This window comes from Pseudomonas sp. TYF_14, from assembly GCF_043105275.1.
GTDB classification, from domain to species: domain Bacteria; phylum Pseudomonadota; class Gammaproteobacteria; order Pseudomonadales; family Pseudomonadaceae; genus Aquipseudomonas; species Aquipseudomonas alloputida.
Genome location: NZ_JBICLK010000006.1, coordinates 150,042 through 175,768, shown reverse-complemented (window position 1 = coordinate 175,768; position 25,727 = coordinate 150,042). Strand labels below are relative to the sequence as shown.

At 62.8% G+C, this 25,727-nt stretch carries 25 protein-coding genes; 15 read left to right on the top strand and 10 right to left on the bottom strand.

Annotation, left to right across the window (positions count from 1 at the left end; all coding sequences use genetic code 11):
* Window positions 1–12: 12 nt before the first annotated feature.
* Window positions 13–1,374, top strand: a complete 1,362-nt coding sequence (locus tag ACF8O8_RS02200; protein WP_003255172.1) for an amino acid permease — start codon at window positions 13–15, stop codon at window positions 1,372–1,374.
* A 143-nt stretch (window positions 1,375–1,517) separates the two neighbouring features.
* Here ACF8O8_RS02200 and ACF8O8_RS02195 read toward each other — a convergent pair whose 3' ends face one another.
* The 5 genes from ACF8O8_RS02195 to gatC all read right to left on the bottom strand — a co-directional run bounded on the left by ACF8O8_RS02195 (window position 1,518) and on the right by gatC (window position 6,334).
* Window positions 1,518–2,561: a calcium/sodium antiporter gene (locus tag ACF8O8_RS02195; protein ID WP_064492408.1), complete on the bottom strand. Its 1,044-nt coding sequence runs from the start codon at window positions 2,559–2,561 to the stop codon at window positions 1,518–1,520.
* Window positions 2,562–2,621: 60 nt separating this feature from the next.
* Window positions 2,622–2,996, bottom strand: coding sequence for a septal ring lytic transglycosylase RlpA family protein (locus tag ACF8O8_RS02190; protein WP_010952129.1), 375 nt, complete (start codon window positions 2,994–2,996; stop codon window positions 2,622–2,624).
* 126 nt (window positions 2,997–3,122) lie between these two features.
* The gene (gene gatB, locus ACF8O8_RS02185; RefSeq protein ID WP_010952130.1) at window positions 3,123–4,568 is read right to left on the bottom strand and encodes an Asp-tRNA(Asn)/Glu-tRNA(Gln) amidotransferase subunit GatB; all 1,446 of its coding nucleotides are present in this window, start codon (window positions 4,566–4,568) and stop codon (window positions 3,123–3,125) included.
* A gap of 11 nt (window positions 4,569–4,579) precedes the next feature.
* Window positions 4,580–6,031 carry an Asp-tRNA(Asn)/Glu-tRNA(Gln) amidotransferase subunit GatA gene (gene gatA / locus ACF8O8_RS02180; protein WP_010952131.1) on the bottom strand — a complete coding sequence of 484 codons (1,452 nt, stop codon included), beginning with the start codon at window positions 6,029–6,031 and terminating at the stop codon, window positions 4,580–4,582.
* Window positions 6,032–6,046: 15 nt separating this feature from the next.
* Window positions 6,047–6,334 carry an Asp-tRNA(Asn)/Glu-tRNA(Gln) amidotransferase subunit GatC gene (gene gatC, locus ACF8O8_RS02175; RefSeq protein WP_003255165.1) on the bottom strand — a complete coding sequence of 96 codons (288 nt, stop codon included), beginning with the start codon at window positions 6,332–6,334 and terminating at the stop codon, window positions 6,047–6,049.
* Window positions 6,335–6,539: 205 nt separating this feature from the next.
* On the opposite strand from gatC, the gene mreB reads away from it, so the two are divergent.
* From mreB to tldD, 8 genes are all read left to right on the top strand, one after another.
* Complete coding sequence (mreB, locus tag ACF8O8_RS02170; RefSeq protein ID WP_003255163.1) at window positions 6,540–7,577, top strand: rod shape-determining protein MreB; 1,038 nt, start codon at window positions 6,540–6,542, stop codon at window positions 7,575–7,577.
* A gap of 166 nt (window positions 7,578–7,743) precedes the next feature.
* Window positions 7,744–8,796: a rod shape-determining protein MreC gene (gene mreC, locus ACF8O8_RS02165; RefSeq protein WP_079732573.1), complete on the top strand. Its 1,053-nt coding sequence runs from the start codon at window positions 7,744–7,746 to the stop codon at window positions 8,794–8,796.
* On the top strand, window positions 8,796–9,284 hold the full coding sequence (gene mreD / locus ACF8O8_RS02160; protein ID WP_003255161.1) for a rod shape-determining protein MreD: 489 nt from the start codon (window positions 8,796–8,798) through the stop codon (window positions 9,282–9,284). The genes mreC and mreD overlap by 1 nt, the downstream gene beginning before the upstream one ends.
* 32 nt (window positions 9,285–9,316) lie before the next feature.
* Window positions 9,317–9,928 (top strand): nucleoside triphosphate pyrophosphatase, encoded by a 612-nt coding sequence (locus ACF8O8_RS02155; protein ID WP_010952134.1) that lies wholly within the window; start codon window positions 9,317–9,319, stop codon window positions 9,926–9,928.
* A 53-nt stretch (window positions 9,929–9,981) separates the two neighbouring features.
* Complete coding sequence (gene rng, locus ACF8O8_RS02150) at window positions 9,982–11,439, top strand: ribonuclease G (protein ID WP_010952135.1); 1,458 nt, start codon at window positions 9,982–9,984, stop codon at window positions 11,437–11,439.
* Between the two features lie 82 nt (window positions 11,440–11,521).
* The gene (locus ACF8O8_RS02145) at window positions 11,522–15,343 is read left to right on the top strand and encodes a YhdP family protein (protein ID WP_392509180.1); all 3,822 of its coding nucleotides are present in this window, start codon (window positions 11,522–11,524) and stop codon (window positions 15,341–15,343) included.
* A gap of 8 nt (window positions 15,344–15,351) precedes the next feature.
* The gene (locus tag ACF8O8_RS02140) at window positions 15,352–16,203 is read left to right on the top strand and encodes a carbon-nitrogen hydrolase family protein (protein ID WP_010952137.1); all 852 of its coding nucleotides are present in this window, start codon (window positions 15,352–15,354) and stop codon (window positions 16,201–16,203) included.
* A gap of 2 nt (window positions 16,204–16,205) precedes the next feature.
* Window positions 16,206–17,645 (top strand): metalloprotease TldD, encoded by a 1,440-nt coding sequence (gene tldD / locus ACF8O8_RS02135; RefSeq protein WP_010952138.1) that lies wholly within the window; start codon window positions 16,206–16,208, stop codon window positions 17,643–17,645.
* Window positions 17,646–17,702: 57 nt separating this feature from the next.
* Here the strand turns inward: tldD and yjgA are convergent, their stop codons facing one another.
* The gene (gene yjgA / locus ACF8O8_RS02130; RefSeq protein WP_003255152.1) at window positions 17,703–18,224 is read right to left on the bottom strand and encodes a ribosome biogenesis factor YjgA; all 522 of its coding nucleotides are present in this window, start codon (window positions 18,222–18,224) and stop codon (window positions 17,703–17,705) included.
* Between the two features lie 109 nt (window positions 18,225–18,333).
* Between yjgA and pmbA the strand changes: the two genes are divergently transcribed.
* The 6 genes from pmbA to ACF8O8_RS02100 all read left to right on the top strand — a co-directional run bounded on the left by pmbA (window position 18,334) and on the right by ACF8O8_RS02100 (window position 23,702).
* Window positions 18,334–19,680 carry a metalloprotease PmbA gene (gene pmbA / locus ACF8O8_RS02125; protein WP_392509179.1) on the top strand — a complete coding sequence of 449 codons (1,347 nt, stop codon included), beginning with the start codon at window positions 18,334–18,336 and terminating at the stop codon, window positions 19,678–19,680.
* A 244-nt stretch (window positions 19,681–19,924) separates the two neighbouring features.
* Window positions 19,925–20,326 (top strand): hypothetical protein, encoded by a 402-nt coding sequence (locus ACF8O8_RS02120; protein ID WP_012051310.1) that lies wholly within the window; start codon window positions 19,925–19,927, stop codon window positions 20,324–20,326.
* Window positions 20,319–21,695, top strand: coding sequence for a lyase family protein (locus ACF8O8_RS02115; RefSeq protein WP_104886642.1), 1,377 nt, complete (start codon window positions 20,319–20,321; stop codon window positions 21,693–21,695). Before ACF8O8_RS02120 ends, ACF8O8_RS02115 begins: the two co-directional genes overlap by 8 nt.
* A gap of 27 nt (window positions 21,696–21,722) precedes the next feature.
* Window positions 21,723–22,184: a hypothetical protein gene (locus ACF8O8_RS02110; protein WP_010952141.1), complete on the top strand. Its 462-nt coding sequence runs from the start codon at window positions 21,723–21,725 to the stop codon at window positions 22,182–22,184.
* A gap of 1 nt (window position 22,185) precedes the next feature.
* Window positions 22,186–22,797 carry a superoxide dismutase gene (locus ACF8O8_RS02105; RefSeq protein ID WP_014589823.1) on the top strand — a complete coding sequence of 204 codons (612 nt, stop codon included), beginning with the start codon at window positions 22,186–22,188 and terminating at the stop codon, window positions 22,795–22,797.
* Window positions 22,798–22,808: 11 nt separating this feature from the next.
* Window positions 22,809–23,702, top strand: a complete 894-nt coding sequence (locus ACF8O8_RS02100) for a ZIP family metal transporter (RefSeq protein WP_049586462.1) — start codon at window positions 22,809–22,811, stop codon at window positions 23,700–23,702.
* 27 nt (window positions 23,703–23,729) lie between these two features.
* On the opposite strand, the gene ACF8O8_RS02095 is transcribed toward ACF8O8_RS02100, so the two are convergent.
* The 4 genes from ACF8O8_RS02095 to hpf are packed head-to-tail and all read right to left on the bottom strand — an operon-like array spanning window position 23,730 to window position 25,663.
* Window positions 23,730–24,002 (bottom strand): HPr family phosphocarrier protein, encoded by a 273-nt coding sequence (locus ACF8O8_RS02095; RefSeq protein ID WP_010952144.1) that lies wholly within the window; start codon window positions 24,000–24,002, stop codon window positions 23,730–23,732.
* A gap of 18 nt (window positions 24,003–24,020) precedes the next feature.
* Window positions 24,021–24,875 carry an RNase adapter RapZ gene (rapZ, locus tag ACF8O8_RS02090; protein ID WP_010952145.1) on the bottom strand — a complete coding sequence of 285 codons (855 nt, stop codon included), beginning with the start codon at window positions 24,873–24,875 and terminating at the stop codon, window positions 24,021–24,023.
* 2 nt (window positions 24,876–24,877) lie between these two features.
* Window positions 24,878–25,342, bottom strand: coding sequence for a PTS IIA-like nitrogen regulatory protein PtsN (gene ptsN / locus ACF8O8_RS02085; RefSeq protein ID WP_003255137.1), 465 nt, complete (start codon window positions 25,340–25,342; stop codon window positions 24,878–24,880).
* A gap of 12 nt (window positions 25,343–25,354) precedes the next feature.
* On the bottom strand, window positions 25,355–25,663 hold the full coding sequence (gene hpf / locus ACF8O8_RS02080; protein WP_003255135.1) for a ribosome hibernation-promoting factor, HPF/YfiA family: 309 nt from the start codon (window positions 25,661–25,663) through the stop codon (window positions 25,355–25,357).
* Window positions 25,664–25,727 lie beyond the last annotated feature (64 nt).

The following is a 25,727-nucleotide window of genomic DNA, read 5'->3' as shown; positions in this document are numbered from 1 at the left end:
AAAGGACACTTCATGCAAGACCAGAGCACGCCCGAGCGGTTACAGCGCGGGCTGAAGAATCGCCATATCCAGCTGATCGCGCTGGGCGGGGCCATCGGTACCGGGTTGTTCCTGGGCATTGCCCAGACCATCCAGTTGGCCGGCCCCTCCGTGTTGCTGGGCTACGCCATCGCCGGCCTGATGGCCTTCCTGATCATGCGCCAGCTGGGTGAAATGGTGGTGGAAGAGCCGGTCGCCGGCAGCTTCAGCCACTTCGCCCACCAATACTGGAGCGAGTTTGCCGGCTTTGTCTCAGGCTGGAATTACTGGGTGGTGTACGTGCTGGTCGGCATGGCCGAGCTGACGGCGGTCGGTATCTACGTGCAGTACTGGTGGCCGGACTTCCCCACCTGGGCCACGGCGGCGATCTTCTTCGTGGTGATCAACCTGATCAACCTGACTCAGGTAAAGGTCTATGGCGAGATGGAGTTCTGGTTCGCCCTGGTCAAGGTGGTAGCCATCGTCAGCATGATCGGCTTTGGTGCCTGGTTGCTGGGTAGCGGTCATGGTGGCCCGGATGCCAGCGTGGCCAACCTGTGGCAGTACGGCGGCTTCTTCCCTAACGGCGTCACGGGTCTGGTAATGGCCCTGGCGGTGATCATGTTCTCGTTCGGTGGCCTGGAGTTGGTCGGCATCACGGCTGCCGAGGCTGACAACCCGCGCGAGAGCATCCCCAAGGCCACCAACCAGGTGGTGTACCGTATCCTGATTTTCTACATCGGTGCCTTGGCAGTGCTGTTGTCGCTGTACCCTTGGCAGAAGGTGGTGCAGGGCGGCAGCCCGTTCGTGATGATCTTCCACGAACTGGACAGCGACCTGGTGGCGACCATCCTCAATATCGTGGTGCTGACGGCTGCGCTGTCGGTGTACAACAGCTGTGTGTACGCCAATAGCCGTATGCTGTTTGGCCTGGCCAGCCAGGGCGATGCGCCGCGTCAGTTGCTGAAGGTGAGCCGTAGCGGCGTGCCGCTGACCGCGCTGGCCGTGTCGGCCTTTGCGACCGGCCTGTGCGTGCTGATCAATTACCTGATGCCGGGCGGGGCCTTTGGCTTGCTGATGGCGTTGGCAGTGTCCGCGTTGGTGATCAACTGGGCGAGCATCAGCATTACCCACCTCAAATTCCGCAAGGCCAAGCTGGCCGCCGGGATCACCCCCTTCTACAAAAGCCTGGGGCACCCGCTGACCAACTACCTGTGCCTGGCGTTCATCGTGCTGATCCTGGTGGTGATGTACCTGACGCCGCCGATTCGCATCTCGGTAATGCTGATCCCGGCGTGGATCGCTGTGCTGTGGGTGGCTTTCAAGCTGAAGAAGGCTCGCCAGGCCAAGGGCTGATCGGGTTTGTTCGTAAGGGGTATGCCGTTAGGTTTTCGGCGCCTGTGAGATCGAGCGCCGCGTGGGCGGCGCTCGATCTCACAGGCGATGAAAGCCTAAAGGCATGCGTCTGGCGGCCCTGACGCGTGCCCCTTCCATGCCCCTCAATGCTGCCTCCGCCAGGCACGCACGGTGGTGTACAGCAGCACCGTAGCGAGCACCGGCAGTACATAGAACAGCATCAATCGCTCCAGGCGGCCAGCCAACGGCATACCCATGGTAAAAGCCGCCACATGAAGGCCGTAGGCCAGGTACAGGCAAAGAAACACCAGGCCTTCTGCGCGAGTGATGCGGTAACCGGAATAGAACACTGGCAGGCTCAGGACAGCAACGCCGAGCATTACAGGCAGATCGAAAGACAGCGCGTTAGGCGAGATCGACAGGGGTTCCGGGGTGATCAGTGCGGTCAGGCCAAGTACGGCCAGCAGGTTGAACAGGTTGCTGCCGATCACCGTGCCCACCGCGATCTCCCGTTCGCCACGCAAGGCGGCGATCAGCGCAGCGGCCAGTTCCGGCAGGGAGGTGCAGATGGCGACGACCGTCAGGCCGATAATACGCTCGGACAGGCCCAGGTCGGTGGCCACCTCGATGGCAGCTTCCAGTAGCAAGTGGCCCGCCAGGCTCAGCAGGCCAAGGCCGACCAGTATCTGCAGCAGCGTACCTGACCAGAAGCGCCCGGCCCCGGACCTGGCGGCGTCCGGGGCAGGGTAGGTGCGTGCGTAATGGCGCGACTGATGCCAGAGCATTGCCAGGTAACCGGCCAGCCCCAGCAATAGCAGTGCCCCTTCAACCCTGCCCAGGTGGGCATTGGCGGACAGCGCATACACCAGCCCGCTGGCAAGGATCATCAGGGGAATGTCCAGCCGCACCAGCTGGCGTGACACCCGCAGCGGGATGATCAGCGCGGCCAGGCCGAGAATGACCAGTACGTTGAAGATGTTGCTGCCGATCACGCTGCCTACTGCCACATCCGGCGCACCCTGGTAGGCGGCCTGCAGGCTTACGGTCAATTGTGGCGCGGTACTGCCGAAGGCCACCAGGCTCAGACCTATGATCAGCGGGCGCACGTGCAGGCGCTGCGCCAGGCGCAAGGCGGAGCGCACCAGTAGCTCGGCGCCGCCGACCAGCAACAGCAGGGCGACGCCCATTTGCAGCAGGCTAAAAGTGGGAAGGGTGGCCAGGTCGAAAATGGTCGGACTCCTGTCGCGTCAGTCGCTAAGCCCTTGTACTCGCACGCGCGCTGTTCCGCTACGGAGCATGCCGATTTTTTCCGCTGCTGCGCGAGACAGGTCGATCAGGCGGCCGCGGGTGTGCGGGCCACGGTCGTTTATGCGTACCACCACACTGCGCTGGTTGGCCATGTTGGTCACCCGTACACGTGTGCCGAAGGGCAGGCTGCGGTGGGCGGCGGTAAGGGCGTGCTGGTTGAACGGTTCGCCACTGGCGGTGCGTTTGCCATGGTGGCGCGAGCCGTAGTAGGAAGCGGTGCCCGTCTGGTCGTAGCCGCGCGGGTCGATGTCATGGCTGGCGCAGCCGGCCAGGAAAGAAAACAGGGCGAGGGTGCCGAGGGAACGTTTTAGCAAGTCAGGTGCTCTCCGGTGCGACCATTCGCGGGTAAATCCGCTCCTACAGGGAACGCTGGCTTGTGTAGGAGCGGCTTCAGCCGCGAACGAGGGCGAAGCCCTCGCAGCATTACAGGGGTAAAACCATCACCCTTCGAGCTTGGCTTTGAGCAATTGGTTCACCTGCCCCGGGTTGGCCTTGCCTTTGGAGGCTTTCATGGCCTGGCCGACGAAGAAGCCGAACATCTTGCCGCGCTTGGCCTCATCGGCTGCGCGATACTGTTCGACCTGCTCGGCATTGGCTGCCAGCATTTCGTCGAGCATCTTGTCGATCGCACCCGTGTCGGTAACCTGTTTCAGGCCTTTGCTCTCGATGATGCTGTCGGCATCGCCTTCACCGGCGGCCATGGCCTCGAACACGGTCTTGGCAATCTTGCCGCTGATGGTGTTGTCACGAATGCGCAGCAGCATGCCGCCCAGTTGCGCGGCGCTGACCGGCGCCTGATCGATTTCGACACCCAGCTTGTTCAGCAGGCTACCCAGTTCGACCATGACCCAGTTGGCCGCCAGCTTGGCATCACCACCAATCTTCACCACTTCTTCGAAGTAGTCAGCCTGTTCGCGGCTGGAAGCCAACACGTTGGCGTCGTAGGCCGACAGACCGTACTGAGTCTGGAAGCGCTCGACCTTCTGTGGCGGCAGCTCCGGCAGGCCGGCGCGGATGGTTTCGAGGAAGCTGTCCTCGATGACCACCGGCAGCAGGTCGGGGTCGGGGAAGTAACGGTAGTCGTTGGCTTCCTCTTTGCTGCGCATGGAGCGGGTTTCGTCCTTGTTCGGGTCGTACAGGCGGGTTTCCTGCACCACTTTGCCACCGTCTTCGATCAGGTCGATCTGGCGCTGGATTTCGCTGTTGATCGCGCGCTCGATGAAGCGGAACGAGTTGACGTTCTTGATTTCACAGCGAGTGCCGAACTCGGTCTGGCCTTTCGGGCGGATCGATACGTTGCAGTCGCAGCGCAGCGAACCTTCGGCCATGTTGCCGTCGCAGATGCCCAGGTAGCGCACCAGCGCGTGGATCGCCTTGACGTAAGCCACGGCTTCCTTGGCGCTGCGCATGTCAGGCTCGGAGACGATTTCCAGCAGCGGGGTGCCGGCACGGTTCAGGTCGATGCCGGTGGAACCGCTGAAGTCTTCGTGCAGGCTCTTGCCGGCGTCTTCTTCCAGGTGTGCGCGGGTTACACCGATGCGCTTGATGGTGCCGTCTTCCAGCGCGATGTCCAGGTGACCCTTGCCGACGATCGGCAGGTCCATCTGGCTGATCTGGTAGCCCTTGGGCAGGTCGGGGTAGAAGTAGTTCTTGCGTGCGAACACGTTGCGCTTGCCGATCTCGGCATCGATGGCCAGGCCGAACATGCACGCCATGCGCACGGCTTGCTCGTTCAGCACCGGCAGTACGCCGGGCATGCCCAGGTCAACCAGGCTGGCCTGAGTATTCGGCTCGGAGCCAAAGGTGGTAGCGCTGCCGGAGAAGATCTTCGACTGGGTGGCGAGCTGAGTGTGGATTTCCAGCCCGATCACAACTTCCCATTGCATGTGTGAATTCCTCAGAAGCCGTTGGGGGCGCGGGTATGCCAGTCGGTCACCTGTTGGTAGCGGTGCGCGACGTTGAGCAGGCGGCCTTCCTGGAAGTACGGCGCCAGCAGTTGCACGCCGACCGGCAGGCCGTCGACGAAGCCCGCAGGCATCGACAGGCCTGGCAGGCCCGCCAGGTTGGCGGTGATGGTGTAGACGTCTTCGAGATAGGCGGCAACCGGGTCGCTGCTCTTGGCGCCAAGCTTCCAGGCCGGGTTTGGCGTGGTCGGGCCGAGAATCAGGTCGACATCGTTGAAGGCGGCCATGAAGTCGTTCTTGATCAGGCGGCGGATTTGCTGCGCCTTCACGTAATAGGCGTCGTAGTAGCCGGCCGACAGGGCGTAGGTACCGACCATGATGCGCCGCTGTACTTCAACGCCGAACCCTTCGCCGCGGGAGCGCTTGTACAGGTCGGTGAGGTCTTTGGGCTCTTCACAGCGGTAGCCGAAGCGTACGCCGTCGAAACGCGACAGGTTGGAAGAGGCTTCAGCCGGAGCGATCACGTAGTAGGCCGGAATGGCATGCTGCATGTTCGGCAGGCTGATTTCCTTGACCACTGCGCCGAGCTTTTCCAGCTCTTTGACGCTGGCCTGGACCAGGTCGGCGATGCGTGGGTCTAGACCGGCACCGAAGTACTCTTTCGGCAGGCCGATGCGCAGGCCCTGCAGCGAAGCGTTCAGGCTGGCGCTGTAGTCCGGCACCGGTTCTTCGATGCTGGTGGAGTCCTTGGCGTCGAAACCGGCCATACCTTGCAGCAGCAGCGCGCAGTCCTCGGCGGTGCGGGCCAGTGGGCCGCCCTGGTCGAGGCTGGAGGCGTAGGCGATCATGCCCCAGCGCGACACACGACCGTACGTCGGCTTGAGGCCGGTGAGGTTGGTCAGTGCCGCTGGCTGGCGGATCGAGCCGCCGGTGTCGGTGCCCGTGGTGGCGGGCAGCAGACGCGCGGCCACGGCAGCGGCCGAACCACCGGACGACCCGCCCGGAACGTGCTCGAGGTTCCACGGGTTCTTCACCGCGCCGTAATGGCTGGATTCGTTGGCCGAACCCATGGCGAACTCGTCCATGTTGGTCTTGCCCAGGGTGACCATGCCGGCTTCCGCCAGCTTGGCGACCACGGTGGCGTCATAGGGCGCCTTGAAGTTGTCGAGCATCTTCGAGCCGCAGCTGGTGCGTACGCCGTTGGTGCAGAACAGGTCTTTGTGGGCGATCGGTGCACCCAGCAGCGCGCTGGTTTCGCCCGCGGCGCGACGGGCATCGGCGGCACGCGCCTGGCCCAGGGCCAGGTCTTCGGTGACGCTGATGAAGCTGTTGATCTGTGGGTCGAGCTGCTTGATGCGCGCCAGCAGGGCGCCGGTCAGCTCTTCGGAAGAAAACGATTTGTCGGCGAGTCCGCGGGCGATCTCGGCCAGGGTCAATTGATGCATGGCAGGCTCTATCCCTTACTCGATGACTTTGGGAACCAGGTACAGACCGCTTTCGGTCGACGGCGCGATGGCCTGGTAGGCATCGCGCTGGTTGCTTTCGGTGACTTGGTCAGGACGCAGGCGCTGGCTGGCCTCCAGCGGGTGGGCCAGGGGCTCGATGCCAGTGGTATCGACCGCTTGCATCTGGTCGACCAGGCCGAGAATGCTGTTCAGGGCGTCGGTAATGCGTGGCAGTTCGCCATCATTCAGGCCCAGGCGGGCCAGATGGGCGATCTTTTCCACGTCGCAGCGTTCAAGCGCCATGAGGATCTCCAAGGGAAACAAAGAACGGAATTTGGGTCCGCGGTGAGGAACATGTCAGCTTTCTGGCGGTCTAACGGCCGCGAAATTCTGCTGGCGTGCTCGGAAAAACAGCCAATTTAACATATTGGCTCCTTGCCCAAAATCCCTGCCATTGTTAGAGTTTGCCGCACTTTTTTACCCACGCTTTCCCCAGGGTCACTTTCCCATGTTCAAGAAACTGCGTGGCATGTTTTCCAGCGATCTTTCTATCGACCTGGGTACTGCCAACACCCTTATTTACGTGCGTGAGCGCGGTATCGTCCTGAATGAGCCCTCGGTTGTTGCCATCCGTACCCATGGCAACCAGAAAAGCGTCGTCGCCGTCGGTACCGAAGCCAAACGCATGCTGGGCCGTACGCCCGGCAACATTGCAGCCATTCGTCCGATGAAGGACGGCGTCATTGCCGACTTCAGCGTCTGCGAAAAAATGTTGCAATATTTTATCAACAAGGTTCACGAGAACAGCTTCCTGCAGCCGAGCCCGCGCGTGCTGATCTGCGTGCCGTGCAAGTCGACCCAGGTCGAGCGCCGCGCCATCCGCGAGTCGGCCCTCGGTGCGGGTGCCCGTGAAGTGTTCCTGATCGAAGAGCCAATGGCCGCTGCCATCGGTGCCGGCCTGCCGGTTGAAGAGGCCCGCGGTTCGATGGTCGTCGATATCGGTGGCGGTACCACTGAAATCGCCCTGATTTCGCTGAACGGCGTGGTCTATGCCGAGTCCGTCCGCGTTGGCGGTGACCGCTTCGACGAAGCCATCGTGACCTACGTGCGCCGCAACTACGGCAGCTTGATCGGCGAATCCACCGCCGAACGTATCAAGCAGGAAATCGGCACTGCCTACCCAGGTGGCGAGGTACGTGAAGTCGACGTGCGTGGTCGTAACCTGGCCGAAGGTGTACCGCGTGCCTTCACCCTGAACTCCAACGAAGTGCTCGAAGCGCTGCAGGAATCGCTGGCGACCATCGTCCAGGCGGTCAAGAGCGCCCTCGAGCAATCGCCGCCGGAACTCGCCTCGGACATCGCCGAGCGCGGCCTGGTGCTGACCGGTGGTGGTGCGCTGCTGCGTGACCTCGACAAACTGCTGGCCCAGGAAACCGGCCTGCCGGTGATCGTCGCCGAGGACCCGCTGACCTGCGTCGCCCGTGGCGGCGGTCGCGCCCTGGAGATGATGGACAAGCACGCGATGGACCTGCTCTCCAGCGAGTGATCCCGCTCGCTGTTCACGAGCGCCCGGTTTACAGGTAGTACGTACAGTGCTACCTGTATGCGCTGGGCTGGCGCCCGTTTGGGGCGCCGTATCCGTCAACCCGCAACCAGGCTGGTGCGTTGTTCCATGTCCAATGACCTCCTGAGTCGTCCACGAGGAACGGCCCATTAAACCGCTTTTCTCCAAGGGCCCTTCGCTGGGCGTTCGCCTGCTCGTTCTGGTGGTGATGTCGGTCGCGTTGATGGTTGTCGACGCGCGCTTTGACGTGCTCAAACCCGTGCGCAGCCAGATGGGCCTGGTGCTGATGGAGTCGTACTGGATCACCGATTTGCCACAGCGTGCCTGGCAAGGTGTTGCCGGCCAGTTCGGTAGCCGCACCGAGCTGATTGCCGAAAACGAGAAGCTCAAGACCGAAGCCCTGCTGCTGCAGGGGCGCCTGCAGAAGCTGGCGGCCCTGACCGAGCAGAACGTGCGGCTGCGCGAGTTGCTCAACTCTTCGGCGCTGGTCAACGAAAAGGTTGAAGTGGCCGAGCTGATCGGTGTCGACCCCAACCCGTTTACCCACCGCATTCTGATCAACAAGGGTGAGCGTGATGGTGTGTTCCTGGGCCAGCCGGTGCTCGATGCCCGCGGCCTGATGGGCCAGGTCGTAGAGTTGATGCCCTATACCGCGCGGGTGCTGTTGCTGACCGATACCACCCACAGCATTCCGGTGCAGGTCAACCGCAACGGTCTGCGTGCCATCGCCAGCGGCACTGGCAACCCGGAGCGCCTGGAGTTGCGGCATGTGGCCGACACTGCCGACATCAAGGAAGGCGACCTGCTGGTCAGTTCCGGCATGGGGCAGCGCTTTCCTGCCGGCTACCCGGTGGCCACGGTCAACGAAGTGATCCACGATTCCGGCCAACCCTTTGCCATCGTCCGTGCCATCCCCACCGCCGCGCTCAACCGCAGCCGCTATATGTTGCTGGTGTTCAGTGACCGGCGTAGCCCGGAGCAGCGCGCCACCGATGCCGCCATTGCCCAGGAAGAGGCTGACCGCAAGGGCGCTGCACCTGCTGGCCAGCCGGCCGCTACCCGTGATCAGGTCGCACCCGCCGCTGGCACGCCTGCTGCGTCGGTCACACCGGCAGCACCGGCCACTCCGGTCGCGCAGCCAGCAGCCCCGTCTGCTGCACCTGCCACGCCGGCCGCACCCGCTCAACCCCGGAGGCAATGATGGCTGCATCACGCCGCAATAACGGCTGGGTCATCTGGCTTACGTTCGCCATCGGCCTGCTGCTCAGCGTTTCCCCCATGCCGCAGTTCATGGAAGTGTTCCGGCCCATGTGGCTGGCCTTGCTGGTGTCGTTCTGGACCCTTGCCGTGCCGAACAAGGTCGGCATGACCACGGCATTCGTGCTGGGCCTTGCCGAGGACGTGCTGTATGGCACGCTGCTGGGGCAGAATGCGCTGGTCCTTACCCTCATCACCTTCTTGGTGCTGTCCCTGCAGCAGCGTCTGCGCATGTTCCCCATGTGGCAGCAAAGCCTGGTCATTCTGGTGATCTTCGGTATCGCCCAGTTGATCCAGCTGTGGCTCAGTGCACTGACCGGCAACCGACTGCCCACCCTGGCGCTGGTCTGGTCGGCGGTGATCAGCGCCTTGCTCTGGCCTTGGATCAGCTTTGCCTTGCGCGACCTGCGTCGACGCTTGCACATCAACTGACGGCAACGCGCCACTGACAGGGAGATGTCTGCATGACCCCGCTATACCTGGCTTCAGGCTCGCCCCGTCGTCGTGAACTGCTGACGCAGATCGGCGTGCCGTTCATTGTCATCAGTGCCCCGGTCGATGAATCTCCGCTACCCAGCGAAAGCGCCCCTGCCTACGTCGAGCGCCTGGCCCGGGCAAAGGCCGCCGCCGGCCTGGTCAGTGTCGACGGCCCGGCTGTAGTGCTCGGCGCAGACACTGCCGTGGTGCTCGATGGTCGTATTCTCGGCAAACCGGAAAACCGTGAAGATGCCTTGGCCATGCTGGCTGACCTGTCAGGCCGTGAGCATCAGGTGCTGACCGCTGTCGCCCTGGACGATGGCCAGCGTGTGCACAGTTTTTGCGTGACCAGCACGGTGCGCTTTCGCGCCATCAGCACTGATGAAGCGCAACGCTATTGGGCCAGCGGCGAGCCATCTGACAAGGCTGGCGGCTATGCCATCCAGGGGCTGGGTGCGGTCTTCGTCAGCGGCCTTTCCGGCAGCTATTCGGCGGTGGTCGGCTTGCCACTCTGTGAAACGGCCGATTTGCTTGGCCAGTTCGGCATCGCCTGCTGGCAGTCGCTCGCGCATACGCCAGAGGTAACAAACCCGCAGTAGCCAGCAGTGCATACGCCATCCATCATTAGAAGAACCTTTGACGAGAGCCTGCCATGAGTGAAGAGATCCTGATCAACATCACCCCGATGGAGTCACGTGTGGCGGTGGTGGAAAACGGGGTGCTGCAGGAGGTGCACGTCGAGCGCACCCAGCGCCGTGGCATCGTCGGCAATATCTACAAGGGCAAGGTGGTGCGTGTGCTGCCAGGCATGCAGGCGGCCTTCGTCGACATTGGCCTCGAACGCGCAGCGTTTATCCATGCCTCGGAAATCTCCCAGCGCGAAGGCTCGGCGGTAGAGAACATCACCGCACTGGTACATGAAGGCCAGGCCCTGGTGGTGCAGGTGACCAAGGACCCGATCGGCACCAAGGGTGCACGCCTGACCACCCAGCTATCGATTCCGTCGCGTTACCTGGTGTACATGCCACGCAGCAGCCATGTCGGTATTTCGCTGAAAATCGAGGACGAAGCCGAGCGTGAGCGCCTCAAGCAAGTGGTCAGCGACTGCATGGATGGCGAAAACATCAAGGATGCCGGCGGCTTCATCTTGCGCACCGCCGCCGAAGGCGCGCGTGCCGAGGAGATCTTGCAGGACATCCGTTACCTGCGCCGCCTGTGGGAGCAGATTGGCACCCAGATCAAGACCTGCGGCGCGCCCACGGTCATTTACGAAGACCTTGGCCTGGCCCTGCGTACCCTGCGCGACCTGGTCAACCCGAAGATCGAGAAGATCCGCATCGACTCGCGGGAAACCTTCCAGAAGACCACGCAGTTCGTCGGCGAGTTGATGCCGGAAATTGCCGACCGCCTCGAACACTACCCGGGCGAGCGCCCAATCTTTGACCTGTACGGCGTCGAAGACGAGATCCAGCGGGCTCTGGAGCGCAAGGTGCCGTTGAAGTCCGGCGGTTACCTGGTGGTCGACCCGGCCGAAGCGATGACCACCATCGATGTCAATACCGGGGCTTTCGTCGGCCATCGCAACCTCGAAGAAACCATCTTCAAGACCAACCTCGAGGCTGCTACCGCCATCGCCCGACAACTGCGCCTGCGCAACATTGGCGGCATCATCATCATCGACTTCATCGACATGGAAGACGAAGATCACCAGCGCCAGGTACTGCGTACCCTGGAAAAACAGCTGGAGCGCGATCACGCCAAGACCAACATCATCGGCATCACCGAGCTGGGCCTGGTGCAGATGACCCGCAAGCGCACGCGGGAAAGCCTGGAACAGGTGCTTTGCGAGCCGTGCCTGGCCTGTCAGGGCCGCGGCAAGCTGAAAACGCCCGAGACCATCTGTTACGAAATATTCCGCGAGATCCTGCGTGAGGCCCGTGCCTATCAGGCTGAAGGCTACCGTGTGCTGGCCAACCAGAAGGTGGTCGACCGCCTGCTGGATGAAGAGTCAGGCAACGTGGCGGAACTGGAAGCTTTCATCGGTCGAACCATTCGCTTCCAGGTCGAGTCGATGTATTCGCAGGAACAATACGACGTGGTGCTGCTCTGAGGTCTTCCGAAACACGCCACTGCATTGTCGCGCTGGCAAAACCGGCACGACGGGCCATCATGGATAAACGACTTGGAGGGCCATGGCCATGGGACGTCTGAACCGCGTTCTTGTTGCTCTGACCCGCTGGGGGTTGGGCATATGTGCCCTGCTGGCCGTATTGGTGGCGCTGTATGTCAGCCTTGGTCGTGAACTGGTGCCGCTGGTAGCCGAGTACCGTGCTGACGTAGAAAGCAAGGCCGAGCAGGCGCTGGGCCTGCCCGTGCATGTCGGTGCCCTGGAAGGGCACTGGAGCGGACTGGCCCCTGTGCTGCGGGTGCGCGACCTGCAATTGGGCGAAGGCACCAAGGCGCTCCGGCTGGATGACGTCATGGTGGTGCCCGACATCTGGGCCAGCCTCACCGCCCGCGAAGTGCGCCTGGCGCGCATCCAGCTGGGCGGGCTGCAACTGATCCTTCGCGAGAACGAGCAGGGCGCCTGGAACCTGGAAGGCCTGCCGAAGAAGGACGACGCGCCGCTGGACCCTGCCGACTTGCTGCAGCGCCTGCGCCAGCTGGGGCGCATCGATGTGTTCGACAGTCTGGTCACCCTGCACCCCTGGCAGCGCGACCCGCTGACCCTGACATATGTGAGTGCCGGCCTGCAGGCCGGTGCTAAACGCCAGGCCCTGGATTTGCGTGCGACCCTGCCTGACGGCCAGCCCCTGGCGTTGAGCCTGAACAGCCGTATGTCGGCCGAGGCCTGGCGTGATGGCGAGGTAGAAGCCTATGTGAGCCTGCCGCAAAGTGACTGGGCACATTGGTTGCCGCCCAGGGTGTTGGGGCAGTGGCATGCTGACACCCTGCGGGCGGGCGGTGAGTTCTGGATCGGCTGGGGCAAGGGGCAGTTGCAACGGGCCGTCGTAAGGCTCAATGCACCCAGGCTGGAGGGGGCCTATGCCGGGCGCAAGGCTGCCAACCTGAATAATCTGGCTTTGGGCGCCTGGTTCCAGCGCCGGGAGCAAGGCTTCGATGTGGTCGTCGACTCGTTGGCCATGGACCTCGGCAAGGCCCGCTGGGAGTCTCACCTGCAGTTGCAGCAGCGCCCTGGCCAGAATGCAGCCGATGAAAGCTGGCAGTTACAGGCCGACCGCCTCGACCTCACCCCGCTGACTCCGCTGATCGATGCCCTCGCCCCCCTGTCGGACAAGGTCAAGGATGTGGTCGATGGCTTGAAGGTGACCGGTGCGTTGCGCAATGTGCGCCTCGAGGCCAGGCCCAAGGCCGAGGGTGACCAGCGGCTGCAGTTCGCAGCCAACCTGGAGAAGGTAGGCTTCGATGCTTATCACAACGCCCCGGCGGCCGGTAACGTCAGTGGCAGCATCAGTGGTGACCTGGGCCACGGCGAACTGCGCCTGGATACCGATGCGTTCATGCTGCATCTGTACCCGATCTTCGCCAAGCCCTGGCATTACCAGAAGGCGAATGCGCGCTTGACCTGGACCTTGGACAAAGACGGTTTCACCCTGATTGCGCCCTACCTCAAGGTGCTGGGCGAGGAGGGCAAGATCGCCGGTGACTTCCTGATTCGCCTGTTGTTCGAGGAAGGCCGCGAGGACTACATGGACCTGCGCGTCGGCCTGACCGAAGGCGATGGCCGCTATACTGCCAAGTATCTGCCCGAGGTGCTCAGCCCGGCCCTCGACGAGTGGCTGCGCAGCGCTATCGTCAAAGGCGCTGTGGATGAAGGCTACTTCCAGTATCAGGGCTCGCTGAACCATGGCGCATCCCCGCAAGCGCGCAGCATCAGCCTGTTCTTCAAGGTGCATGACGCCGCGCTGGACTTCCAGCCCGGTTGGCCACAGGTGCAGCATGTCGATGGCGATGTGTTCATCGAGGACAGTGGTGTGCGCATCAAGGCTCAGCAGGGCGTGCTGCTCGACACCAAGGTCAGCGATGTGAATGTCGATATCCCGCATGTCGACGGCGACCAGCACAGCCATCTCTACCTGGATGGCGACTTCGACGGTAGCCTGGGTGATGGCCTGAAGATTCTCAAGGAAGCGCCAATCGGCACCGGGGAGATTTTCGCCGGCTGGGAAGGTGAGGGGCCGCTGAAGGGCAAGGTCAAGCTCGATATCCCGCTGGCCCATGGGCAGCGCCCAAAGGTGCAGGTGGACTTCGCCACCCACGATGCGCGCCTGAAAGTTGCCCCGCCAAGCCTGGAGTTGAATCGCCTGAAGGGCGACTTCAGCTTCGACTTCGACAAGGGCCTGAGTGGCAAGGGCATCAGCCTGCAGGCCTTTGGCAAGCCGGTAACGGCGCAAATAACCGCTGAAGGTCAGGCTGGGCAGATGCAGACCCGCATCAATGCCAATGGCCAGGTATCGCTCAAGACGCTGACTGACTGGCTGCAGTTCAAGCAGGCCTTGCCGGCCTCCGGTGACCTGCCCTATCAGTTGCAGCTCAGTCTGGGGAGCCGGGACAACCGCCTGAGTGTCACTTCCAGCCTCAAGGGGCTGGCCATCGACCTGCCGGCTCCGTTCGGCAAAGCGGCAGCTGATACCCGTGACAGCCGTTTCAGCATGAGCCTTCAGGGCCCGGAGCGGCAATTCGATGCTGCCTACGCCGACCTTGCCCGCTTTGCCTATGCTGCACCGGCTGAAAACTTGACCCAGGGCCGCGGCGAGCTAGTGCTGGGCACAGGCGACGCCCGGGTACCTGCCAGCCAGGGGCTGAGGGTGCGCGGGCGCCTGGAGACCCTGGACCTGGCCCCTTGGCAAGAGCAGGCGGGCCGGCTGGCTGGGGACGACCCCGGTGGCAGCGCGCGGCAGAACCTGCAAAGCGTCGACCTGAGCATCGGCCAGTTGAAAGCCTTCGGCATGGACCTGAACCAGGCCGTGGTCCGCCTGGCCCGGGGCGGCCCGGCCTGGGATTTGCGCCTCGACAGCAAGGAAGTCATTGGTAATGCGCGCGTACCGGATGCCAAGGGCGCGCCCGTGGTCGTGCGCATGCAGACCTTGCGGCTGCCTGCCGCCAGCGCCGCTGAACAGCAGGCTGAAGACGGCCCCGACCCGCTGGCCTCGTTCGATCCGCGCAAAGTCCCGGCACTGGACCTGAGCATCGACAAGCTCTATCGCGGTGACGATCTTTACGGTAGTGCCGCGATCAAGCTGCGGCCGACCCCACGTGGCGTTACAGCCAGTGATATCGACCTCGACCTCAAGGGGTTGCGCATCGATGGCGGTGGTGGCTGGGAGGGGGAAACGGGTAAAACCAGCAGTTGGTACAAAGGGCGCCTTGACGGCAAGAACCTGGCGGATGTGCTCAGCGCCTGGGGCTTTGCCCCGACGGTGACCAGCCGCGACTTCCGCCTGGACGTGGATGGCCGCTGGCCGGGTTCGCCGGCCGCAGTGGGCCTGAAGCGCTTCTCGGGCAGCATGGATGCGGCGCTGCGCACCGGCCAGTTCGTCGAGGTCGAAGGCAGCGCACAGGCACTGCGGGTGTTCGGCCTGCTCAACTTCAACTCGATTGGCCGGCGCCTGCGTCTGGACTTTTCCGACCTGTTTGACAAGGGCCTGGCCTATGACCGGGTCAAGGGCTTGCTGGTGGCCAGCAGTGGCGTGTACGTGACCCGCGAACCGATTACTGTGACCGGCCCGTCGAGCAACTTCGAGCTCGACGGCACGCTGGACATGGTCAGCGACCGGGTCGATGCTGACTTGCAGGTGAGCCTGCCGGTGACCAACAACCTGCCGCTGGCGGCGTTGATCGTCGGCGCGCCGGCGGTGGGCGGTGCGCTGTTCCTGGTCGATCGGCTGATCGGTGACCGCGTGTCACGCTTTGCCAGCGTGCACTACCGTGTCGAAGGGCCGTGGAAAGAGCCTAGAATCACATTTGTGAAACCTTTCGAGAAATCCCGCTAGGAGTACCCATGAAGGCAGCGGTAATCCAGATGGTCAGCCAGGACGACGTGCAGACCAACCTGCAGCGTGCCGGTGCCCTGTTGGAGCAGGCCGCATTGGGCGGCGCACGGTTGGCGGTGCTGCCGGAAAACTTTGCCGCCATGGGGCGCAAGGACGCTGCTGCCATCGGCCGTGCCGAAGCCTTGGGGGAAGGGCCCATCCTGCCGTGGTTGAAACGCACCGCCCGCGACCTCAAGTTATGGATTGTTGCCGGTACTTTGCCCTTGCCGCCGTTCGGCCATCCCGATGCCAAGGCCCATGCGTGCTCGCTGCTGGTCGATGAACACGGCGAGGTGGCGGCAAGGTATGACAAGCTGCACTTGTTTGATGTGGACGTGGCCGACAACCGGGGCCGTTACCGCGAGTCGGATGACTACGCACAGGGTGCTCAGGTGGTGGTGGCTGATACGCCGGTCGGTCGGCTGGGGCTGAGCGTGTGTTACGACCTGCGCTTTCCCGAACTGTACAGCGCGCTGCGCGCGGCCGGCGCGGAGCTGATCACCGCACCGGCAGCTTTTACCGCAGTGACCGGTGCAGCACATTGGGAGGTGCTGGTGCGTGCCCGGGCCATCGAAACCCAGTGTTACCTGCTGGCTGCGGCACAGGGCGGTGCCCACCCTGGCCCACGGGAAACCCATGGCCATGCGGCGATCGTCGACCCTTGGGGGCGCATTCTCGCAGAACAGGCGCAAGGTGAAGCGGTACTGCTTGCCGAGCGCGACATTGAAGAACAAGCGTCCATTCGGACGCGCATGCCGGTGGTATCGCACCGGCGCTTTTTTTCGCAGGGCGCGTTGCGGCCTGCGCATACCTCGGAGTGACTATGAGCCAGATGTTATCCACCGTCAGTGAGCAGCTCCTGGCCCCAGGCGGCTTGACCCTGGACAGCCTGCAGAGCGTGCTGGGTGAGTTGGCTGGCCCCGGCATCGATGCCGCCGACCTGTATTTCCAGGGCCAGATCTCGGAAACCTGGGCGCTGGAAGACGGCATCGTCAAAGAGGGCAGCTTCAACCTCGACCAGGGCGTGGGCGTGCGTGCCCAGTCCGGCGAAAAAACCGGCTTCGCCTACAGCAACGCGATCAACCTCGAAGCGTTGACCTCGGCAGCCCGTGCCGCCCGTTCGATTTCCCGTGCCGGGCAAAACGGCACGGTGCAAGCCTTCCGCAGCCAGGAAGTGGCCGCCCTGTATACCGCGGACAATCCGCTGGACGTGCTCAGCCGTGCCGAAAAGGTCGAGCTGCTTAAGCGTGTCGATGCCGCCACCCGTGCCCTGGACCCGCGCATTCAGCAAGTCAGCGTGAGCATGGCCGGGGTCTGGGAACGCATTCTGATTGCCGCGGCCGATGGCAGCCTGGCCGCCGACGTACGCCCGCTGGTGCGCTTCAATGTCAGTGTCATCGTCGAGCAGAATGGCCGTCGCGAACGTGGCGGACAGGGCGGTGGCGGCCGTACCGACTACCGTTTCTTTACCGAAGAGCGGGTGATGGGCTATGCGCGCGAGGCCCTGCGCCAGGCCCTGGTGAATCTTGAAGCGATCCCGGCACCGGCCGGTACCTTGCCGGTGGTGCTGGGCTCGGGCTGGTCGGGCGTGCTGTTGCACGAAGCGGTCGGCCATGGCCTGGAAGGCGACTTCAACCGCAAGGGCAGTTCGGCGTTCAGTGGCCGCATTGGCGAGAAGGTGGCGTCGAGCCTGTGCACCATCGTCGACGATGGCACCCTCGAAGGCCGCCGCGGCTCGTTGAGCGTGGATGACGAAGGCACCCCGACCGAATGCACCACGCTGATCGAGAATGGCGTGCTCAAGGGGTACATGCAGGACAAGCTGAACGCGCGCCTGATGGGCATGGCTGTGACCGGCAACGGCCGCCGTGAATCCTACGCGCACCTGCCGATGCCACGCATGACCAACACCTACATGCGAGCCGGCGAAAGCGACCCACAGGAGATCATCGCGTCGGTGAAGAAGGGTATCTACTGCGCCAACCTCGGTGGTGGACAGGTGGATATCACCAGCGGCAAGTTCGTGTTCTCCACCAGTGAGGCCTACCTGATCGAAGACGGCAAGATTACCGCGCCAGTGAAGGGCGCAACCCTGATCGGCAATGGTCCCGAGGCGATGAGCCGGGTTTCGATGGTCGGTAACGACCTGGCACTGGACAGCGGGGTAGGAACGTGCGGAAAGGACGGGCAGTCGGTGCCGGTCGGGGTGGGGCAGCCTACCTTGAAACTGGATGCGATTACCGTGGGCGGTACCGGGGCTTGATGGCTTCGGGGACCCTTGCAGGAGCGGGCACGTCCGCTCCCACAGGGCCCCAGTCCGTCAGCGCAACCCGCGCTGCAACTCGTCGAGGTCGCGGATGTACTTGAACACCTTGCGCGCGGCGGCAGGCGGCTTGTTCCGCGCCTTCTCGTGCTGGGCATGGCGCACCAGCGAGCGTAGCTGCTGGCGGTCGGTGTCGGGGTACTCGTTGACGAAGCGCTCGAGGTCTTCGTCGTTACCGTCGATCAACCGGTCACGCCAGCGCTCCAGGCTGTGGAAACGTTCGTTGTACTGGCGAGTCGAGCTGTCCATCTGTTCGAGCAAGGCATGGATGGCATCGAGGTCTTGCACGCGCATGAGCTTGCCGACGAACGACATGTGGCGTTTACGGGCGCCATGAGCGGTGTGCTTGCTGGCCTCAGCCAGTGCCTTGCGCAGCTCGTCGGTCAAAGGCAGGCGCGCCAAGGTATCGGCCTTGAGCGTGGTAAGCCGCTCGCCGAGTTCGACCAGCGCATGCAGTTCGCGCTTGATCTGGGTTTTGCTTTTTTCGCCGTCGAAGGCGTCGTCGTTTGAATCAACCATGGTGGCAGTCCGCTAGAAATCGCCGCCATGATAACCAGTCGGGGGCCGCTTGTCCGGCCCGGTCGTAGAATGACCCCAAGCCGAACGCAGAATTTGAGTGGAGAGAACCATGAGTGCAGTCCAGAGCGTAGGTCCGAGAGACTTGCCAGCATTGCAGGAACAGGTCGAGGCGATCATCGCCGAGGCGCGTCGTCAGGGGGCCAGTGCCTGTGAAGTGGCGGTGTCGCTGGAGCAAGGGCTGTCCACCACCGTACGCCAGCGTGAGGTCGAAACGGTCGAGTTCAACCGCGACCAGGGCTTTGGTATCACCCTTTATGTTGGCCAGCGCAAAGGTTCGGCCAGCACCTCGGCCAGTGGACCGGAGGCGATTCGCGAGACCGTCGCCGCAGCGTTGGCAATTGCCAGGCATACCTCCGAGGATGAATGCTCGGGCTTGGCCGACGCAGCGCTGATGGCGCGTGAAATCCCGGACCTGGACCTGTACCACGACTGGGATATCGAGCCCGAGAAGGCCATCGAAATGGCCCTGGCCTGCGAGGCGGCGGCGTTCGACGCCGACCGGCGCATCCTCAACGCCGATGGCACCACCCTCAATACCCACCAGGGCTGCCGCGTGTATGGCAACAGCCATGGGTTCATCGGTGGTTACGCCTCGACCCGGCACAGCCTGAGCTGCGTGATGATTGCCGAAGGCGACGGGCAGATGCAGCGTGACTACTGGTACGACGTGAACCGCCAGGGCAACCTGCTGGCCGACCCGAGCAGCATCGGCCTGCGCGCTGCCCAGCGTGCCGCCAGCCGCCTTGGCGCCCGGCCGGTGCCGACTTGTGAGGTACCGGTGCTGTTTTCGGCCGAATTGGCCGGTGGCCTGTTCGGCAGCTTCCTGTCGGCCATTTCCGGCGGCAACCTGTACCGCAAGTCGTCTTTCCTGGAGGGTACCATTGGCCAGCGCCTGTTCCCTTCCTGGCTGACCCTCGACGAACGCCCGCATATTCCGCGCGCGTTGGGCAGTGCCGCCTTCGACGGTGATGGCCTGGCCACCTATGCCAAACCGTTTGTCGACAAAGGCGAGCTGGTGTCGTACTTGCTGGGTACCTATTCGGGGCGCAAGCTGGGTTTGCCGAGTACGGCCAATTCCGGTGGCGTGCACAACCTGTTCGTCAGCCACGGTGTCGAAGATCAGGCCGCGCTGATTCGCCGTATGGGGCGCGGGCTGCTGGTGACCGAACTGATGGGGCATGGCTTGAACATGGTGACGGGGGACTATTCCCGTGGTGCGGCGGGGTTCTGGGTCGAGAATGGCGAGATTCAGCATGCCGTACAGGAAGTCACCATCGCCGGAAACATGAAGGACATGTTCCAGCAGATTGTCGCGATCGGTAGCGATCTTGAAACCCGTAGCAATATTCATACGGGCTCGGTGTTGATCGAGCGGATGACCGTTGCTGGTAGCTGATCTTTAGCCTGCGCCGGCCCTTTCGCGGGTAAACCCGCTCCTACACGGTGGTGGACGTACATCGGGGTTGGACACAGGCCGTTGTAGGAGCGGGTTCACCCGCGAAGAGGCCGGAACAGCACTACACCTTTCCCTGCAAATCCGAAGACCCGGCCCTCGCGCCGGGTTTTTATTTCATCACCTTTTTCTTGAAGTGATTCTATTTATCACTTAATAATGAATATCATTATCCAGTAACCCGGCGATGATGTTCATGAAATCCGTCCTCCGCGAACTGCCCTACCTGGAAAACTGGCGCTGGCTCAGCCGGCGCATTCGCTGTGCGCTCGACCCCGACGAGCCGCGCCTGATCGAGCATTACCTGGCCGAAGGCCGCTATCTGGTGTGCTGCACCGAAACCTCGCCATGGACGGTGGCGCTGACAGCGTTTCGCCTGCTGCTGGATACCGCCTGCGATCGCATGCTCCCCTGGCATTGGCGTTGTCTGTGCCTGGACCAGGCGTGGCGCCCTCTGCTGGACCTGCGCAACCTCGACCGCCAGGAACAGAACCAACGCTGGCAACCCTACGCCTTGCAGTTGGCCAATTGCCGCCTGCTGCCTTCGATTTCTCCCGATGAACTGATGCAAGGATTTGATGATGAGTGATACCCGTATCGAGCGTGACAGCATGGGTGAGCTGCAGGTGCCGGCCCAGGCCCTCTACGGCGCCCAGACCCAGCGCGCGGTCGACAACTTCCCGATCAGCGGCCAGCGTATGCCGGCCCAGTTCATTCGTGCCTTGTTGCTGGCCAAGGCCGCTGCGGCCAAGGCCAACGTCGAACTGGAGCAACTGTCTGCCGGGCAGGGCCAGGCTATCGTCAAGGCTGTCGAGCAACTGCTGGCCGAGGACTTCATCCAGCACTTCCCGGTGGATGTGTTCCAGACAGGTTCTGGCACCAGTTCGAACATGAACGCCAATGAGGTGATCGCCACCTTGGCTACCCATGTACTGGGTGAGGCGGTCAATGCCAATGACCACGTCAACTGTGGCCAGAGCAGCAATGACATCATTCCGACCACCATCCATGTCAGCGCCGCGTTGGCCCTGCACGAGCAGTTGCTGCCAGCCCTGGCGCACCTGGTACAGGTGATCGAGGTCAAGTCGGCACAAGTACATCAATTCGTGAAGACCGGTCGTACTCACCTGATGGACGCGATGCCCGTGCGCATGAGCCAGGTGCTGGATGGCTGGGCTGCGCAGATCAATGCTGCCAAGTCGCACATCGAAGGTGTGCTGCCGCACTTGCAGGCGCTGGCCCAGGGCGGAACCGCCGTGGGTACCGGCATCAACGCCCATCCGCAGTTCGCTGTCGGTTTCGCTCGCCAGCTCAGTGGCCTGACCAAGGTCGAGTTCACGCCCGGCCAGAACCTGTTCGCACTGATCGGCTCGCAGGACACTGCCGTGGCTTTGTCTGGCCAGCTCAAGACCACCGCTGTGGCGTTGATGAAAATCGCCAACGATCTGCGCTGGATGAACTCCGGCCCGCTGGCCGGTCTGGGCGAAATCGAGCTGCAAGCTCTGCAGCCGGGCTCTTCGATCATGCCAGGCAAGGTCAACCCGGTGATCCCGGAGGCCACTGCCATGGTCGCCGCCCAAGTGATTGGCAACGACGCGACCATCGCCGTCGCAGGTCAAGCCGGTAACTTCGAGCTGAACGTGATGCTGCCGGTGATCGCCCGCAACCTGCTGGAAAGCATCGAGCTGATGGCCAATGTCAGCCGCTTGCTGGCCGACAAAGCCATCGCCAGCTTCAAGGTCAACGAAGACAAACTCAAGGAAGCCCTCGCGCGCAACCCGATTCTGGTCACGGCGTTGAATCCGATCATCGGCTACCTCAAGGCCGCCGAAATCGCCAAGACCGCCTACAAGCAGGGTCGTCCAATCATCGATGTGGCGCTGGAGCACACCGACCTGTCCCGCGACCAGCTTGAAGCGCTGCTGGACCCGGAAAAACTCACCGCCGGCGGTATCTGACACTGCGTCACCGCCCAGGAGACAACCATGCAGCACTGGAAACGCACCACGGAAACCGCCAACCGCCTATTCGAACAAGGCGAACTGGTGGACGCCCGGGAACACTACCTGCAAGCCTTGGCGTTGGCCCAGGTGCTGTTCGAGCGCTGGCATGACGTGGACGAAGCGGTGGCTGCATTCGTCATCGCCCACCACAACCTGGCTGACCTGCACCTGCGCCTTGACCAGCCGCATGAAAGCGCCGACTACCTGTGCGCTGCTCACCAGCGACTGCTGCAGGCCTGCCAGGAAGTGCGCCTGCCTCAGGGGCTGCGTGATGCAGCCTTGCGCCACAGTGCGCGCACTTACACCGAGCTGCTGAGTTTCATTGCCGAGTATGGCCAGTACCCGCGTACCGAGCGCTTGCTCAATCGCCACAGCGCCGGGGCCAGCGAGCTCGCTGCCAAGCCGGATGTAACACCTAGAACCCATGCCTACGGAATTCACTGACATGCCCCATACCTTGCCTGCATTGCCATACGCCTACGATGCGCTGGAACCACACATTGATGCCCAGACAATGGAAATCCACCACACCAAGCATCACCAGACTTACGTGAACGGCCTCAATGCCGCCCTCGAAGGTACCGAGTGGGCCGAATGGCCGGTGGAAAAACTGGTCGCTGCCGTCAAGCAACTGCCGGAAAACCTGCGTGGCGCCGTGACCAACCACGGCGGTGGTCACGCCAACCACAGCCTGTTCTGGACTGTCATGTCGCCTCAGGGCGGTGGCGAGCCTGTGGGCCAGCTGGCGCAAGCCGTCACTGCACAACTTGGCGGCTTCGAGGCTTTCAAGGAGGCTTTCACCAAAGCCGCGTTGACCCGCTTCGGCAGCGGTTGGGCCTGGCTCAGCGTGACGCCGCAAAAAACCTTGATGGTGGAGAGTAGCGGCAACCAGGACAGCCCGCTGATGCACGGCAATGCGCCGATCCTGGGCCTGGACGTGTGGGAGCACGCGTACTACCTCAAGTACCAGAACCGTCGTCCGGAATACATCGGTGCCTTCTACAACGTCATTGACTGGGTGGAAGTTGAACGTCGTTACCTTGAAGCCCTGAAGTGAGTCGGATCGGTATGCGCTCTGAGGTGATGTCTGTCAGCAGTGTGCGCCTGTTCCGCCTGGCGCTTGGTACTTTGCTTTTGCTGGCTGGCGCCGCGTTACTGGTGGCGCGCGGCCTCGCCTGGTTAGACCTCGACCCGCGCATGCTGCGCGCCCTGGAGGGCGGTGCTTTATGCGCACTGGGTACGGCACTGGGCGCAGTACCGGTACTGGTCATTCGCAATATGCCCGTGGCGCTGGCGGATACGCTGTTGGGCTTCGGTGCTGGCGTGATGCTGGCGGCCACCGCGTTTTCCCTGATCATGCCGGGCCTGGCGGCGGCTCAGTCTATTGGCTTCAGCCCTTGGGGGGCAGGTGGCCTGGTCAGTTTTGGCCTGATGTTCGGGGCGTTGTGCCTGTTCCTGGTCGACCTCAAGGTATCCTGGGCTTCGCCGGAAGCGCTGGTGGGCACGGCAAACCAACCGGTGATTGCAGCGCGCATCTGGCTGTTCGTGATTGCCATCATTGCCCACAACATCCCCGAAGGTATGGCCATTGGTGTGTCGGCCGGGGGTGGCATGGCCGACGCCGACAGCCTGGCCATGGGCATTGCCTTGCAGGATGTGCCTGAGGGGCTGGTGATCGCGCTGGTGCTGGCAGGGGCGGGCATGCCGCGCTTCAAGGCCTTCCTGATCGGCGCAGCCTCAGGCTTGGTCGAGCCGCTGGCGGCGTTGATCTGTGCCTGGCTGGTGAATGTTGCCGAACTGCTGCTGCCGCTGGGGCTGGCCTGTGCAGCGGGGGCGATGTTGCTGGTGGTCACCCAGGAAATCATCCCCGAATCGCGCAGCAACGGCCATCATCGTCTGGCCAGCCTTGGGCTGTGTACAGGCTTCTGTCTGATGATGGTGATGGATACCGCGATGTCCTGACCTGGTGCAAGCGCAGGTTTGCGAGGCCTATTCGCCTTCGTCAAAGAAATTGTTGATCAGCTCGACCAGCGCGTCCATGGCGTCGCTGTCCTGCTCGCCCTCGGTATGCAGGTGCACCTGGGTGCCTTTGCCTGCGGCCAGCATCATCACCGCCATGATGCTCTTGCCATCCACCAGCTTGTCCGGGGCGCGACCCACCCGTACCTGGCAGGGGAAGCGGCCGGCCACACCGACGAACTTGGCTGCCGCCCGGGCATGCAGACCCAGCTTGTTGATGATGGTGATTTCGCGGGCGGGCATCTGGGGCGGATCCTTGGGCTAGAGGTCGCGATGGCGGACCTGGACGTTTTTCAGGGTTTGCTGCAGCTGTCGACCAAGGCGCTCGGTGATGTACACCGAACGGTGATGTCCGCCAGTGCAGCCGATGGCAATGGTTACGTAGGCGCGGTTGCTGGCAGCGAAGCGGGGCAACCATTTGAGCAGGTAGCTGGAGATGTCGTTGTACATATCTTCGACATCCGGTTGTGCGGCCAGGTAGTCGATCACGGGTTGATCGAGGCCCGAGTGCTCACGCAGTTCCGGTTTCCAGTAGGGGTTGGGCAGGCAGCGCACGTCAAAAACCAGGTCGGCGTCGACCGGCATGCCCCGCTTGAAGCCGAACGACTCGACCAGAAACGCTGTGCCAGGCTCGGGCTGGTTGAGCAGGCGCAGCTTGATCGAGTCACGCAACTGGTACAGGTTCAGGTTGGTGGTGTCGATCTTCAGGTCGGCCAGGTCGGCAATGGGGCCCAGCAAATCGCTTTCCACGCGGATCGCTTCCGCGAGCGAGCGGTTGGCGTTGGTCAGGGGGTGCCGCCTGCGGGTTTCCGAGAAACGCTTGAGAAGGACCTCTTCATCGGCATCCAGGTACAACACGTCGCACTGGATGTGCCGGGCGCGGGCTTCTTCAAGCAGCTCGGGAAAACGCATCAGGTGGCTGGGCAGGTTGCGCGCGTCGATCGAAACCGCCACCTTGGGCTGCAGCAATTCGGTGTTGATCAGTGCATTTTCCGCCAACTGCGGCAATAGCCCGGCTGGCAGATTGTCGATGCAATAGAAACCGCTGTCTTCCAGGACATCGAGGGCGGTGCTCTTGCCGGAGCCGGACCGGCCGCTGACGATGATCAGGCGCATGTTCAGTGCTCGTTCTGTACGTCCAGGACAACCTGGAACAGGGCCTCGTTGCTGGTGGCCGCACGCAGTCGATCACGGACCTCCTTGCGATCGAGCATGCTGGCGATCTGACGCAGAAGTTCAAGGTGGGCATCGGTGGCTGCTTCGGGCACCAGCAGCACAAACAGCAGGTCCACCGGCGCGCCATCAATGGCGTCGTAGTCGATAGGCGCTTCCAGGTGCAGCAGGGCGCTGACTGGCGCGGAGCATCCTTCAAGCCGGCAGTGTGGGATGGCGATGCCATTGCCGAAACCGGTAGAACCGAGCTTTTCCCGGGCTACCAGTTTTTCGAAGACGTCCTGCATCTCCAGTTCTGGCACTTGGTCGGCGATGACAGTGGCGACCTTTTCCAGGGCGCGCTTCTTGCTGCCGCCCGGCACGTTCACGAGGGAACGGCCGGGGGTCAGGATGGTTTCAAGTCGGATCATGGATGAGGGGGATCAGCGGGCAGCTGCACCTTGCAGCAGGCTTTGCTGTTTTTCCTTGTGTTTTTTCAGTTGGCGGTCGAGCTTGTCGGCCAGGGCGTCGATCGCTGCATACATGTCTTCGTGTTCGGCGTTGGCTACCACTTCACCGCCGGGAATCTGCAGGGTCGCCTCGACCTTCTGCTGAAGCTTCTCGACTTTCATGATTACCTGCACGTTGGTGATCTTGTCGAAGTGACTCTCCACGCGGGCGAGCTTTTCAAGCACGTAATCGCGCAGTGGCTGGGTGACTTCTACATGCTGTCCACTGATATTGACTTGCATACAGCTTCTCCTTTGTTGCCCGTGCATAAAGAGGCAGGTCTTGCACCTGCCACGAAAACGCTGT